Raw genomic sequence first — 14,396 nt, forward strand, 5'->3', positions numbered from 1 at the left:
CAGTTATTTGTTACTGTGTGATTACGGAAGCAAACCTATACCCTCCGTATAAGCTCTATCTGAAACGGAAATTAATTTTTCTTCATACCGTAATCAATCATTCCCAGATTACCTCTACCACTTCTTTTTTGAGATCAATGGTGGTTTGCTTTTCGTTCGATGAACGACGTAGCGTCAGTTGTCCGTTATTGACTTTTGCCGCTTCCTGTTGCAGCACGTGTGTAGCATCTTTCTTATGAAATACCGATATGGTAGCCTCGTTTCCATCAACAGGCCAGTGGAATGTTTTCCCAGTGGCCTTAACCGATCGGGTTGTAACCGGCAGGTCCTGATTGCGAAGTAAAGCCAATGCCCGCGATGCCTGTGGTACACCATATCCTACATAATTATTGCCGTATGGATACAGGTGCGACGATTTCTCAATGATTTCCATAACCTGCTTATTGGTTAGCTTCGGATTTGCCTGCATAATACAGGCCGCAAAACCCGTAATAACGGGCGCCGACAACGAAGTACCATAGAGCGAAAAGCAGGAAACATTGGGTTTTAGGTAGGGAAGATTTTCGGGGCCAATGCTGCTATAGCCAATTCGATTCCAGAGTCGGCTGTTGGTGGCCCCAATGGCGAGTACCCCCTGGGCATCGGCAGGGGTACTGATGATCCGCCATGAACGGTCGTCGCCTTCGTTCCCGGCCGATACAACAATGAGAATCCCCTTTTTATCGGCTGCAATCTGAGCCGCCCGGCTAATCAGGCTCGTGTGGCCGTCCATCTGGCTGGGTTCGTAGTTCTCTTTCGGATTGCTCATGCCTTTGGCATAACCCAGTGAGGTATTAATCAGTCGTACGCCCAAGCTATCCATCCATTCCATAGCGGCTACCCAATTGTCTTCTTCGCCACGGTATTCACGATTGCCCTGATCAGTACGGGCCAGGTAGAACGTAGCATCGGTAGCTAAACCAAACTGAATGTTTTCGGTAGGATCGCTACCCGCAATGGCGGCCATTACTTCGGTCCCATGAAAATCAGACATCGTCTCGAGGGTGCGCAGTAGGTTGTTCTGCGTTTTCTTTTCATTGACATAATCGCGAACCTGCTTAACGCCCTGTCGCTCGAATACGTGCTTTAGCGAACTGGCAGAGTCTGCACCAAAGAAACCTGCATCGATGACTCCGATGTTAACAAAACGACCTGTTAGGCCTGCCTGGGCAAAATTAGGAGCCTGAATCTGGGTCATGACCGGGGCCATCTGAAGCTTCGAAGGAACCTCAAGGCTGGTAATTACAATTGCCGGGTCAATTGGCTGAATGCCTTTCACAAACGGCATCGCCATCACCTGAGCATATTGCACATTGGTAAGTCTGGCCGATACGGCATTTAACCACCGCGATAGACAAACCGGCTGAATACCGGCTTGTTTTAAAGCAGAAAGGTAGGCGCCCGATACGGCAAGATCTGTTTCATCGAAGGATAAATGTTGCTGTTGGCGTTGAGCGATGGACTGTGGCGACAAAGCAGGCGAAGAGGAAAGGTCTTTGTCTCGAAGCAAAACCCAATATTTAGGAGCTTCGGAACGGGCCTCGTTAGGTTGTGCCTGCACCAGATGGATGAACAGGCAGAAAAACGCGGTTAGGCGTACAATCATGATTCGTTTAGGTCAGAAAACGCGCGGCCTCACTGAAGCAAGGCCAATAAATTGTTAACTCAGAAACACACTAAAACTGTTCTGGGTTTTGAGTTTCTTTGCAATATAATCAAAAATAACTAAGCCTACACGGTATACCGTATGCGTTATTTACCAATCGATAAGCAGCTTTTTATTCAGAATCGTCAGCGGCTTACCCAACTGCTGAAGCCAAAATCATTAGTTGTTTTAAACGCTAATGACATCATGCCAACCAATGCCGATGGTACGATGGGGTTCCGGCAGAACAGTGATCTGTTTTACCTGACGGGCGTTGATCAGGAAGAAACCCAATTGGTATTGTTTCCCGACCATCCTGATGAAAAATTTCGGGAAGTTCTCTTCCTGCGTGAAACCAGCGAACTTATCGAAATCTGGGAAGGGCACAAGTTGACTAAAGCAGAGGCTGAACAGGCAACGGGTATCCCACAGAAGCAGATTTACTGGACGCACCAGTTCGAGCAGGTGTTTATTCAGATGATTTTCGAGGCCGAGCATGTGTACCTGAATTCGAATGAACATACCCGGGCCGGTATTGAGGTGCAAACCCGTGATGCCCGTTTTATCGACGAGTTTAAGCGGAAATATCCATTACATCATCTGGAACGGCTTGCCCCGTTGATGCATTACCTACGGGCCATCAAGCAGCCATTGGAGGTTCCCCTTATTCAAAAGGCTATCGACATTACCGATTCGATGTTCCGGCGGTTACTCAAGTTTATTAAACCCGGTGTTTGGGAGTATGAAATTGAGGCCGAAATGATGCATGAATACCTCAAAAATCGCTCACGGGGGGCGGCCTATAGCCCGATTATTGCATCGGGAGCTAATGCCTGTGTGTTGCATTATATCGATAATAGTCAGCAATGCCAGGATGGCGACATGATCTTGCTCGATATTGGTGCCGAATACGCCAATTACAATGCCGATATGACTCGTTCGGTCCCGGTGAATGGCCGCTTTACCGAACGGCAACGGGCAGTATACGACGCCGTTTTGCGCGTGATGAGGGAGGCCACTCAAATGCTTCGACCGGGTAACCTCTGGGACGATTACCACCGGGAAGTGGGTAAAATCATGGAGTCAGAATTGATTGGCCTGGGCTTACTGGATCGGACGGCCGTAGAAAAGCAGGACCCGGATGCACCCCTCTATAAGAAATACTTTATGCATGGCACCTCGCACTTTCTGGGGCTGGATGTACACGATGTTGGCAACAAGTACCGGCGCATGGAAGCCGGAATGGTATTTACCGTCGAACCGGGTATCTATATACGTGAAGAGAAGCTCGGTATTCGGCTCGAAAATAACGTATTGCTGACCGAGTCGGGTAACATCGACTTAATGGCCAACATTCCTCTGGAAGCCGACGAGATCGAGGAATTGATGAACCATAATCAATGAATAATGTAAAATGGAGAATGAACAATGGAATTTGTAAACCCATTGTTCATTCTCCATTTTACATTATTCATTGATTATTTCGCTTATTCTTTCTTCGAGTTTTCGCGATCGAGTGCAATGTTCAGGCTGGAGTAAATCCGACGAATGGCTGTTTCGAGACGCTCCCAACCGGCATCGGAGCGCAGGTCGATGTCTCCAATGTGATCGCGGTGATTACTGGTAAGAACCAGATGGGTTACGGCAGCAACCATCAAACTGGTGATAGCAATGGGGTCAAAAGCTGAATAGGGAGCAAGCTTGCTCACCATCGTTTTATACGATTGGTCACGGAAGTCGGCCAGGCGACGAGCCAGTTCAGTCTCTCCATTTGCCATTTCCCAGCGAATGAGTTCCTGAGACGATTTCCGGTTCCGGAATTCACGCATGAACTGAATGGTATATTCTGACCAGGCTTTGCTACGAGCTTCTGGAGCCAGATTATCAGGTACGGAATCCAGAAATTTATCATTAAACATCGAGAGGAAAAAGCCGCGATGTACGTAAGCTTCCAGCAAACCATTCCAACCACCGAAATAGCGGTAAATTAATACTTTGTTGACTCCAGCACGCTCAGCAACGGCATTAATACCTGCTTTTTCGGTACCGCGTTCAGCCATTACTTCTCCCATGGCGCGCAGGATACGTTCCATGGTCATCTGGCGATTCCTTCGCTTGACGACTTTCATACGATTGGGTAGTTTTATGTTTAAAGAGGATTCAGTTATATGCGTTTGTATGCTTTGGGAGTTAAATAGTCTGCTAAAATAGTAGCAAATCTACTGTAGCTACAAATATGAATATAACCGTTGAGGTTGTCAACCACTAGTTACACTAAAAATAAAAATAAACCGCAAAATGATTGACAAACGGGACTATTCTATCCTCTGCATTATACAATTATGAGTACCTGCACAAATCTGGCTGTACAGGTAAGTTAAGTGAAAAATTAGCCAATGGCCCAAGGGTAAATTGGTTAGGGAGGCACAAACTACCGTTCTGGGTAGGTATCTATCTGGCCCGATAAATCCTGAATGGCTTCCTGGAGCTGATTTCGATTGAGCAGAATATCCATTTCCAGTGGAAAATCGGGATAAGGATGCCAGGCAGGGGTAAGCTCATGATTAAGCTGAATTTGCAGGCGATATTGGTCGTTCGAAAGGGCTTTAGCCTCTACACTTAAACCAGGTTGTGAGAAATTGAGCGTAATGTGATTAGAGGCCTTATTCCATAACGAGCGTAAGCTAACCAGTAACCGCTTTACTTCCCAGGTTTGTAGAATAGCCGACCGCGTATCGGCCTTTTGGCGCCAGAAGGTCGAAAAACGGCACTGAAGCCGATTTCGGTCCCGCCAGGTGGTAGTGGCTTTACCATACCCAACAATAGCCATTTCGAATGAATCGGGAGAACCTGTGGAAGAAACAAATTTCATAACGAGAGTAATTAGGGAGTGTATATTTGTCTACTTAACAAATATACTAAGTATTTGTTAGAGCGACATGAATTTTTCGTGATTTTTTGGACTTTTCGAGTTTATGACAACGAAATGAGCGAAATGGTGAATGAGCAAAAGGTAAATGGCTGATGCAGGCAGGTTTTCACTCGTTCGATCCTGCATTCTTTCGCTCTTTAAAACAACCCTTCCCTGCTTTCCCTATCTTTGCAGCCGAAAACGAAACACACAAACTTTTAGATTCAGATAGATGGCAAAGGTGCTCATTATTGGGGCGGGTGGTGTTGGCAGCGTGGTAGCACATAAGTGCGCCATGAACAGCAACGTATTTACTAGTATCATGCTGGCTAGCCGTACCAAGGCGAAATGCGACCGTATCGCAGCCGAGATTCAGGAAATGCACGGCGTAACGATTCAAACAGCGCAGGTCGATGCCGACGTGGTAGCCGAGACGGTTGCTTTAATTCGGTCATTCAATCCCGTGTTGGTAATCAATGTGGCATTACCCTATCAGGATTTGCCCATTATGGATGCCTGTCTGGAAGCGGGTGTGCACTACATGGACACGGCTAACTACGAACCTAAGGATGTTGCCAAGTTTGAATATAGCTGGCAGTGGGCCTACAAAGAGCGTTTCGAGCAGGCTGGCCTGATGGCGTTGCTGGGTTGTGGTTTCGATCCGGGTGCTACGCAGGTATTTACGGCTTATGCTGCCAAACACTATTTCGACCGGATGGATTACCTCGATATTGTCGACTGTAATGCGGGGAACCACGGAAAGGCATTTGCGACCAACTTTAATCCAGAAATCAACATTCGGGAAATTACCCAGCCCGGTCGCTACTGGGAGAATGGGGAGTGGGTGGAAATTCCGGCCATGAGTATTCATAAACCCATCGACTATCCGGGCATTGGGCCCAAGGAGTCGTATGTACTCTACCACGAGGAGCTGGAATCGCTGGTGAAAAACTTCCCAACGCTGAAACGGGCTCGTTTCTGGATGACCTTCGGACAGGCCTATCTGACACACCTGGAGGTACTGCAAAACGTAGGCATGACGCGTATTGACCCCATCAAGTTTCAGGGCATGGACATCGTTCCACTTGAATTTCTGAAGGCCGTACTACCCGCTCCTGACTCATTGGGCGAAAACTATACCGGCCAAACCAGTATTGGGTGCCAGATCAAGGGGGTAAAAGATGGCAATGAGCGTACCTATTTCATCTGGAATAACTGCGATCATGCCGAGACCTACAAAGAAGTTCGGGGGCAGGCCGTTAGTTATACCACCGGTGTGCCAGCCATGATTGGCGCTATGCTCATGCTGACGGGTGTCTGGATGAAGCCGGGCGTCTGGAATTGTGAAGAGCTTGATCCCGATCCGTTTATCGAGCAAATGAACAAACAGGGCTTACCCGTAAACGAACGGATCGATATTCCCTTACCGCACGAATATCCGGCCTGATTAAAAATTCTTAAAATAGAAAAATCCCGTCATACATCAAGGCGGGATTTTTCGTTACTTGACAAACTATTTCTAAACCACGCATCCTATGAAACGTCTGGTACTTTTTGTGTTGGCAATGGCTTCCCTTGTTAATGTATATGCGCAGAAGCCTGATTCAACCAAAACACAGCCCGTTAATCAGTCGCAGTATAACCCCAATTCGCAACGGAATGGGTACGAAACCTATCAATCAACCAGCCAGATTGTCGGTGCCGGCCCCTATACCATGGTCAACACCATCGACCATCGGTACGAGGGGTTGCGTGGAACACCGTATTTTCTGCCCGAGTGGAATAAAGGCCAGATCGAAATGGTGGCTGGGCAGCACTACAAAGATGTGCCGATCAAGTTCGACGCCTTCCGCCAGCACCTGATTCTGCTGCGGACCTGGGCCGGAAATGACTCAATCATCGTTAATGCAGACCAGGTAAAGTCGTTTCAGCTAAAAAATGGCGATGGACAGTTTTATGTGTTTCGCCATATACCATCGGCCAAAATCAGTGACGAACTTGTTAGGGAAGGCTATTTTCTGGTGCTCTATCAGGGAAAATCAGCCTTGCTGAAACGAATCGCCAAGGCGTTTAAACAGGCCGATTATAAAAATCCTTACTCGAACAATGTCCGTTATGACGAATTTCGGGATATAATCTCTTATTATATCCTGAAGCCTGACATGACCCTGGAGAAAGTAAAACTCTCCGACAAATCACTGATTGAGGCATTGGGCGACCACAAAGAGGAACTGAAAGCGTATGTGAAGCAGGCCGATTTACATTTTAAGGCCGAAAATGATGCCATTCAGCTTGTCCAGAAGTACGATAGTTTCTGACCAGATTGTGGAATACGGTGTGGGCCCACATCTAAGCGGTAAACCAACTAATTATCGCTATGCGTCGCTCCGATCCGTTTCTGCCCGTTGCTCCTACCTACGACGACATTATTTTTCAGGCCCGTAATCAGGCCTATGGCGCATTTGTACTGCGTCAGCAGTATCGACCGACACTCAGCCGTGCTTTAGGCCTGGGTGTCGGTTTATTTTTAGCCGGATTGGCTGGGCCCGCCCTGTATGATCATTTCTGGCCTAAACAGACAGCCTCCGATCAGGAAGTCATGATTTCGGCCGATATGATGAAACTGCCTGAGAAAATAGAGGAACCTCCGGTTACCTTACCCAAAACGGAACCGGCTCCGGCAGTCAATACCGTCCGAAACTTACCTCCCGAAGTGAAGCCTGAGGAGGAAGTGATTGACGAAAATCTGCCGCCCACTACTGATCAATTAAAAGACGCTACATCGGGTACGGAAACGGCCGAAGGAACGGGTGCCGAAGAGGTAATACTGGCACCGGAAGCGTCTGCGCCAACCATTCAGGAGAAAGCAGTTGAAGTGGAAGCCGCCCCCGAAGCACCTTTTTTAAGGGTTGAGCAGCAGCCCGAGTATCCCGGCGGGATGGAAGCTTTGAGAAGCTTTCTGAGTAAAAACCTGAATTATCCGCGTGCAGCCGCATCGGCAGGGGTTTCGGGGCGAGTATATGTCAGCTTTGTGGTGAATACCGACGGTAGCCTGGCCGAGCTTCAGGTACTGAAAGGCATCGGCTTCGGTTGCGACGAAGAGGCCATTCGGGTTATGCAGAAAATGCCCCCATGGAAACCCGGTAAACAGTCGGGCCGGGCGGTGCGGGTCAGATTCAATTTGCCCATTTCGTTTACGCTGGAATAAATCGTTCACTCTGGGCCATGCACTCTATCCCTATTGCCTTGCTGATCATTAGTTTGTTTATTCTGTCTGTGCCAAAGGCCCAGGGACAAACGATACATAAAACGGATACAACTGTATATACAATTGTTGAAAGCGCGCCAGCGTTTCCGGGCGGGTCTAAAGCGTTGACCAGCTACCTACAGGCGATGATACATTACCCGTTAATGGCTCAAAAAGAAAAGATAAAAGGCCGGGTTTTTGTGTCGTTTATTGTTGAAAAAGATGGTAGCCTGACCGATATCCGGCTACTGAAAGAACTTGGCTATGGATGCGATGAAGAAGCACTTCTGGCCGTAAAAGCCATGCCCTGCTGGGTGCCGGGGAGCCAGTCTGGAATACCGATCCGGGTGAAGTATTACCTGCCGATCGCTTTTGGGATGGATTCAGACAAACGTAAATGACATTCATTTGCCTTTGCCTACCTTTGCGGTATGAATACCAATCTGCTGCAACACCTGTCCGATCCGGCGATTCCGTCGCCCTGTTTTATTCTCGAAGAAGCTAAACTTCGCCGAAATCTTGACCTTATCGATTCCGTTCAGAAGGCGGCTGGAGTAACCATTATTCTGGCCCTGAAAGGCTTTTCGATGTACAGTGCCTTTCCATTAGTACGCGAATACCTGAGTGGAGCTACGGCCAGTTCGCTCAACGAGATTAAACTCGTCAACGATTACATGGGCGTCAAAGCGCATACCTATATACCGGCTTACCGCGACGATGAGTTCGACGAAGTGGTAGACCGTAGCAGCCACCTCACGTTTAATTCATGGAGCCAGTGGGAGCGATTTAACGATCGGGCCGTTGGGCGGGTATCGTGCGGTATCCGTGTCAATCCGCAGTACTCCGAAGTGGCTACGGAGATGTATAACCCTTGTGTGCCCGGTTCGCGGCTGGGTGCCACCCGCGATCAGTTACCCGATCAGCTACCCGACGGACTGGAAGGGATTCATTTTCACACTCTTTGCGAAAATGACTCCTTTACCCTCGAGCGGACACTTCAGGCCTTTGAAGCGCGGTTTGCGGATTTACTACATCAGGTGAAATGGGTCAATTTTGGTGGAGGGCATCTTATGACCCGCGAAGGGTACGATACGGCACACCTGATTGGTCTGTTAAGCGCTTTCCGGCAGAAATACAATGTCGATGTGATTCTGGAGCCGGGATCAGCCATTGCCTGGCAAACGGGGGTTCTGGTATCGACCGTGCTGGATGTGCTGGATAGTCAGGGGATTCATGTCGCCGTTCTGGATACGTCGTTTGCGGCTCATATGCCCGATACACTCGAAATGCCCTATAAGCCTCGCATCATCCATTCCTATCATGAACCAGTGGCTGGTAAGCCTACCTATCGGCTGGGAGGTATGACCTGCCTGGCGGGTGACTTTATGGGCGATTATTCGTTTGATTCCCCTTTGCAAATAGGCGATAAAATCGTGTTCGATGATATGATTCATTACACGATGGTCAAAACCACGACCTTCAATGGCGTCAATCTACCTTCTATTGGAATATGGAAAGAGGATGAGACATTCCAACTCGTGCGAACGTACGGTTACGAAAGCTTCAAAGACCGGCTGAGTTAACGATAAACAGGTTGTAACGCGGTTGAAAATCGCCCGCTTTCTCCCGCGTTACAACAACGATTAGCTATTACTCAATAACGCCTGTTTCTTCCCATTGCGTTAGCCAATCCTTCTTGATGCCTTGTATGGATGAGAAAAACGCGTAGAAAGGAACCATATCGGCCTCATAATTGCCCGTTACATAGAGGGGTTCACTGAGAATGACCTGCTTACGGGGCCAGTCGAAGCCTGTGAGTATCAACGGAACGTTGGCCTTTAACGCAATGTAATAAAAGCCGGTTTTCAGCTTTTTAACATTACTGCGAGTGCCTTCAGGGGCGATGCAGATATGAAGATGGTCGCTTTGGCTAAAAACCTCTACAATTGCATCGACCAGATTGTGTGATCTATCCCGGTAAACAGGCTTGCCGCCAAGCGCCCGAAAGAGCCAGCCGGAATACCACACAAACAGCGAACTCTTGGCCAGGTATTGAACCCAGACACGAGTGGCCGCCCGGGCACCGAGCCCCACGAGAAAATCCCAGTTGGTTGTATGGGGGGCAACCACCCAAATGGTTTTGGGGAGATTAGGAACAGGACCTACTAATTGCCATCCGGCAATGGTAAACAACCAACGTGCAAAGGCACTGAGCATAAGAGTCGATAGTCGAAATAGATCAATCACTCAGTAATAGCCATTCTGGTTGAAAGACCTACTACTGAGTGATTGATCTATTTCGACTGAAATTAATACTTCCGGTCATTGCGCTCCAGCCACCGACCCGTAATGAACGAAGCGGTTAGCAGAACGACGTAGAACAGAATGGTCAAAGGAGTTGATAAATCCATGTCGATGTTCGGTTGAATTCAGATGCAAAAGTAATAGGAAAAGTCGATAGTTAACAGCCGTTGGCCGATACTCGTTCGTCAATTGTAGGTGCAAAAGCAGGCGGGTTATAACCGACGGCTCCACACTTACAAAACCCCTTTCGTACTAGGTAGGTTGTCCAGTTCTTTAATGTCACGTCGGACGGCCATTTTTATGGCTTTGGCAAAAGCTTTAAAAATAGCTTCGATTTTATGATGCTCATTGTCTCCTTCAACCTTGATGTTCAGATTGCAAAGTGCTGTATCTGAGAGTGATTTGAAGAAATGGAAAAACATTTCGGTAGGCATATCCCCGATTTTTTCGCGCCGAAATTCCGCATCCCAGACGAGCCACGGACGGCCCGAAAAATCGATACCGACCTGAGCCAGTGCTTCATCCATTGGGAGTAAAAAACCATATCGGCTAATGCCCCGTTTATCGCCCAGCGCACGACGGTAGGCTTCCCCAAGGGCCAGTGCTGTATCCTCAATAGTATGATGCTCGTCAATATGTAGGTCGCCGTTGACATGAATGGCCAGGTTTGCCCCTGAATGTTTGGCAACCTGGTCGAGCATGTGATCGAAAAAGCCCAGCCCCGTATGAATATCCGCTTTCCCTGAGCCATCCAGATTCAGATCGACACGAATTTGTGTTTCTTTGGTATTCCGTTCTACAGTGGCTGTTCGGGCGGGTAAGCGTAAAAATTCGTAAATCTGATCCCAGTTGTCGGTCGTTAGGGCAATCGCGTCCTGCATAGCTGGGGTCATGCCCGACACATCAGCAGCTTGTACCGTAGCTAGTCCATTGGGCGGTAGAAACAGGATGGCTTTAGCGCCCAGGTTAATCGCTAACTGTACATCTGTGAGCCGATCACCGATCACAAAACTATTGGCCAGGTCATAATCGGCTGAAAAATAGCCTGTCAGCATGCCGGTACCCGGTTTGCGCGTGGGGGAGTTATCGCGCGGAAAGTGACGATCAATGTGAATCGCCTTGAAGTGGATATTTTCTCCGGCGAAGGTGGTCAGCATTTTGTTGTGGGCGGGCCAGAAGGTATCTTCAGGGAACGAGTCGGTACCCAGTCCATCCTGGTTTGTGACCATAACTAGTTGATAATCTGTTTCTTCGGCTATTTTGCGCATTGCCGAAATCGCCTTGGGTATATAATCAAGCTTGGCTAATGAATCGACCTGTTGATCGGGCTGTGGCTCAATTATAAGCGTGCCGTCGCGGTCGATAAATAAGATTTTTTGCATAGTACGCAGGAATGAATGGGCAAAGATAGGGGTAGGGTAGCATGCATCTAAAAAATTGTTATGTTTGCAGCGTATTCTTTATACACTATTAATCTTTCCCGCACTGATTCTCCTTTTTCTTTGTTACCTACAATAATTAATAAAGTCTATACAATAAAGTGTAGTGCTTAAGGTTTAAGTAACTTGTTTTGAGTAATATTGAATACGATTAAAATAGAAGTAGATAAGTTATTTTTTTCGTAGTTATAGTATCCATATACCACCAATCAGCCCCATAAAAGGATAATTAAAAGCATTTTTCTCTTACATAATCATACAATTATAAACATTCAGGTACAGCATGCCAGCAGAATCCAGATTAACCCGTATTGGGGTTTTCTATGACGGTAATTATTTTCTACATGTAAGCAACTACTATAATTATTCGCACGAACGTCGTAGCCGTATCAGTATTTCAGGGCTGCACGCGTTTATTCGTCGTCAGGTAGCCGAAGAAGAAGGGGTGAACGAACGGCTGTGTCAGATTGTAGATGCACACTATTTTCGTGGTCGGCTGAACGCTCATGAGGCTAATCAACGTGGTAATCAACTTTTTTATGATCGACTGTTCGACGATATTCTCATGTCGGAAGGGGTTGTAACGCATTACCTGCCTGTAAAAACGTATCAGGGATACCGGCAGGAAAAAGGGATTGATGTATGGCTGGCCCTCGAAGCATTCGAACTGGCTCAGTACAAAAAGTTCGACGTAGTCGTATTGATCACATCCGATGGGGATTATGTGCCGCTCATTCGAAAGCTTAACACGCTGGGCTCCCGTATTATGGTGCTGAGCTGGGATTTCGAATTTCTGAATGAACAGGGCGAAAAGCAGGTGACGCGCACATCGCAGGATTTGCTCGAAGAGGTATCTTATCCGGTGGCTATGCACGGTATTATTGATGACCGAAGCCGTAGGAACGATATGGTGATCCAGAATTTATTTGTCAAACAGGCTGCCAGACCTACTTTTTCAACCGTCAACGGAAATGGCAATAGCTATACGAATGGTATGAGCTATGGCAGTTCATTATCACTGGAAAGTAATTACGACTACGATTCATCGATAGAGCCTAATTATAATGTGGCCGATAGTGACCCGGAAGGGCGTAAAATCAGCACCATTCGCAGCCTTAAAACCGGCTATGGCTTTGTGAATTACCCGCCTAATAACCTGTTTTTCCACTACACAAGTTTAGTCGATACCGATTTCAATGAATTGCAGGTCGACGACGAAGTTGAGTTTTCAATTGGTCAGAATGCCGAAGGAAAAGATATTGCTGTTGACGTTCGGTTATTACGTCAGTAAGGTATGGATTCCCTGCGTATAGACGTTGCCGACATGCAATCTGTTCGTTGGCAGGCATTAGCCTGGGCTATCAGCCAACAGAACGATTCAGTTGATTTTGTCGCTTCATTAACCAATAACGATAGTATCTATCCAAATGACCCGTTCCCAAACCGACTCTTTGTTGGTGCGGAACGGGTCATTTCGTTTTCTGAGCATGATGCGTTCGAGGCTCTAGCGGATGCACATGCCCGTCGACCATCTTACCTGGTTGGTTATCTGGGGTATGACCTGAAAAATCAGCTTGAGGTATTGGAAAGCCGTAACCCGAATCGATTAGGTTTTCCAGATGTTTATTTTGTTGAACCTGCCTGGGTTATTGACTTTGAAGCGTCTGACCGCCAGACGGGTTGCGTATGTATTCGTGGATACGGCAACGCCCAGGAGCTATGGCAACAAATCGTACATTTCCAGCCAGCCCCTATAACTGCACCTTCATTAGTTGCTCTTCCTCCGGCCATTCAGTGTCGGGTTTCTTATGATGACTACCTGGCCAACGTGCGTCGTATTCAGCAGCATATTCTGGCAGGCGATGTATATGAACTGAATTATTGCATCGAGTTTTTTGCCGAAGCCATCCATCTGGACCCACTAACGGTTTACCGCGCTCTGAACCAGCGATCCCCCATGCCCTTTTCTAATTTTATGAAAATCGGTGAGCGGTATGTTATGGGTGCATCGCCCGAGCGATTCCTAAAAAAGGAAGGGCAAAACGTTTTATCGCAGCCCATAAAAGGAACAATCAGGCGCGGAAAAACACCGGACGAAGATAGCCTGCTTCGTACGCAATTGCTGCAATCAGAAAAAGAGCGGGCCGAAAATCTGATGATCGTTGACCTCGTTCGAAACGATCTGGCGCGTAGCGCCAAAACCGGATCTGTGCGGGTGGATGAACTGTTCGGTATTTATGGCTTTCAGCAGGTGTATCAGATGATTTCGACGGTTTCGGCAACATTGCGGGAAGGCGTAAATTGGGCCGAGGCTATTCGACATGCTTTTCCGATGGGGAGCATGACTGGCGCTCCCAAAATCCGGGCCATGGAGTTGATCGATGAACTGGAGGTAAGCAGGCGGGGAGTTTATTCGGGCGCTATTGGTTTTATTACGCCAGAGGGCGATTTTGATTTCAGTGTGGTTATCCGCACGCTTCTCTACAATGCGCAAAATCGGTATGCGTCTTTCTCAGTAGGTAGTGCCATCACCTACGATGCCGATCCCGTACAGGAATGGGAAGAATGCCTGTTGAAAGCAAAGGCAATTCGGGAGGTGATTGACGGTTTTACTACCGTTTAATCAATTAAACGTATCGTTTTATGCAATCACTTCCTGTTTTTTCTCTTCACTAATCAAAGGATGCAACCTTTTTATCGGGATAAGGCTCTTTCGTTTAGTTGAGTAGGGTATTCGGTTTGTTCCTATAAAAATAGTTAATTTACTAAAAAATTAGTTAAAATTCGTTAAGGCCGTAACTAACCTATTAA

The 14,396-nt window shown here is 47.5% G+C and carries 13 protein-coding genes; 8 read left to right on the plus strand and 5 right to left on the minus strand.

Features of this window, described 5'->3' with window-relative positions; translation table 11 throughout:
- Window positions 1-97: 97 nt before the first annotated feature.
- Complete coding sequence (locus BGO59_RS29325; RefSeq protein WP_293689972.1) at window positions 98-1,645, minus strand: S8 family serine peptidase; 1,548 nt, start codon at window positions 1,643-1,645, stop codon at window positions 98-100.
- Between the two features lie 141 nt (window positions 1,646-1,786).
- Between BGO59_RS29325 and BGO59_RS29330 the strand changes: the two genes are divergently transcribed.
- On the plus strand, window positions 1,787-3,088 hold the full coding sequence (locus BGO59_RS29330; RefSeq protein ID WP_293689974.1) for an aminopeptidase P family protein: 1,302 nt from the start codon (window positions 1,787-1,789) through the stop codon (window positions 3,086-3,088).
- 83 nt (window positions 3,089-3,171) lie between these two features.
- On the opposite strand, the gene BGO59_RS29335 is transcribed toward BGO59_RS29330, so the two are convergent.
- Together BGO59_RS29335 and BGO59_RS29340 are read right to left on the minus strand one after the other, a co-directional pair.
- Window positions 3,172-3,783: a TetR/AcrR family transcriptional regulator gene (locus tag BGO59_RS29335; protein WP_293690448.1), complete on the minus strand. Its 612-nt coding sequence runs from the start codon at window positions 3,781-3,783 to the stop codon at window positions 3,172-3,174.
- Window positions 3,784-4,115: 332 nt separating this feature from the next.
- Window positions 4,116-4,556, minus strand: coding sequence for a hypothetical protein (locus BGO59_RS29340; RefSeq protein ID WP_293689977.1), 441 nt, complete (start codon window positions 4,554-4,556; stop codon window positions 4,116-4,118).
- A 271-nt stretch (window positions 4,557-4,827) separates the two neighbouring features.
- Here BGO59_RS29340 and BGO59_RS29345 point away from each other — a divergent pair, with 271 nt between their 5' ends.
- From BGO59_RS29345 to nspC, 5 genes are all read left to right on the plus strand, one after another.
- Window positions 4,828-6,042 carry a saccharopine dehydrogenase family protein gene (locus BGO59_RS29345; RefSeq protein ID WP_293689980.1) on the plus strand — a complete coding sequence of 405 codons (1,215 nt, stop codon included), beginning with the start codon at window positions 4,828-4,830 and terminating at the stop codon, window positions 6,040-6,042.
- Between the two features lie 88 nt (window positions 6,043-6,130).
- Window positions 6,131-6,913 (plus strand): hypothetical protein, encoded by a 783-nt coding sequence (locus BGO59_RS29350; RefSeq protein WP_293689983.1) that lies wholly within the window; start codon window positions 6,131-6,133, stop codon window positions 6,911-6,913.
- A gap of 59 nt (window positions 6,914-6,972) precedes the next feature.
- Complete coding sequence (locus BGO59_RS29355) at window positions 6,973-7,803, plus strand: energy transducer TonB (RefSeq protein WP_293689986.1); 831 nt, start codon at window positions 6,973-6,975, stop codon at window positions 7,801-7,803.
- A 17-nt stretch (window positions 7,804-7,820) separates the two neighbouring features.
- Window positions 7,821-8,243: an energy transducer TonB gene (locus BGO59_RS29360; protein WP_293689989.1), complete on the plus strand. Its 423-nt coding sequence runs from the start codon at window positions 7,821-7,823 to the stop codon at window positions 8,241-8,243.
- 30 nt (window positions 8,244-8,273) lie between these two features.
- Window positions 8,274-9,425, plus strand: a complete 1,152-nt coding sequence (gene nspC, locus BGO59_RS29365; protein WP_293689992.1) for a carboxynorspermidine decarboxylase — start codon at window positions 8,274-8,276, stop codon at window positions 9,423-9,425.
- Between the two features lie 67 nt (window positions 9,426-9,492).
- Here nspC and BGO59_RS29370 read toward each other — a convergent pair whose 3' ends face one another.
- Entirely contained in the window at window positions 9,493-10,059 is a 567-nt protein-coding gene (locus tag BGO59_RS29370; RefSeq protein ID WP_293690450.1) for a 1-acyl-sn-glycerol-3-phosphate acyltransferase, read from the minus strand.
- Between the two features lie 320 nt (window positions 10,060-10,379).
- Window positions 10,380-11,528 (minus strand): bifunctional histidinol-phosphatase/imidazoleglycerol-phosphate dehydratase HisB, encoded by a 1,149-nt coding sequence (gene hisB / locus BGO59_RS29375; RefSeq protein WP_293689995.1) that lies wholly within the window; start codon window positions 11,526-11,528, stop codon window positions 10,380-10,382.
- Window positions 11,529-11,868: 340 nt separating this feature from the next.
- On the opposite strand from hisB, the gene BGO59_RS29380 reads away from it, so the two are divergent.
- The gene (locus tag BGO59_RS29380; RefSeq protein WP_293689998.1) at window positions 11,869-12,876 is read left to right on the plus strand and encodes an NYN domain-containing protein; all 1,008 of its coding nucleotides are present in this window, start codon (window positions 11,869-11,871) and stop codon (window positions 12,874-12,876) included.
- Between the two features lie 3 nt (window positions 12,877-12,879).
- Window positions 12,880-14,208 carry an aminodeoxychorismate synthase component I gene (gene pabB, locus BGO59_RS29385; RefSeq protein WP_293690001.1) on the plus strand — a complete coding sequence of 443 codons (1,329 nt, stop codon included), beginning with the start codon at window positions 12,880-12,882 and terminating at the stop codon, window positions 14,206-14,208.
- Window positions 14,209-14,396 lie beyond the last annotated feature (188 nt).

Source organism: Spirosoma sp. 48-14, from assembly GCF_001898575.1.
Classification (GTDB): Bacteria; Bacteroidota; Bacteroidia; order Cytophagales; family Spirosomataceae; genus Spirosoma.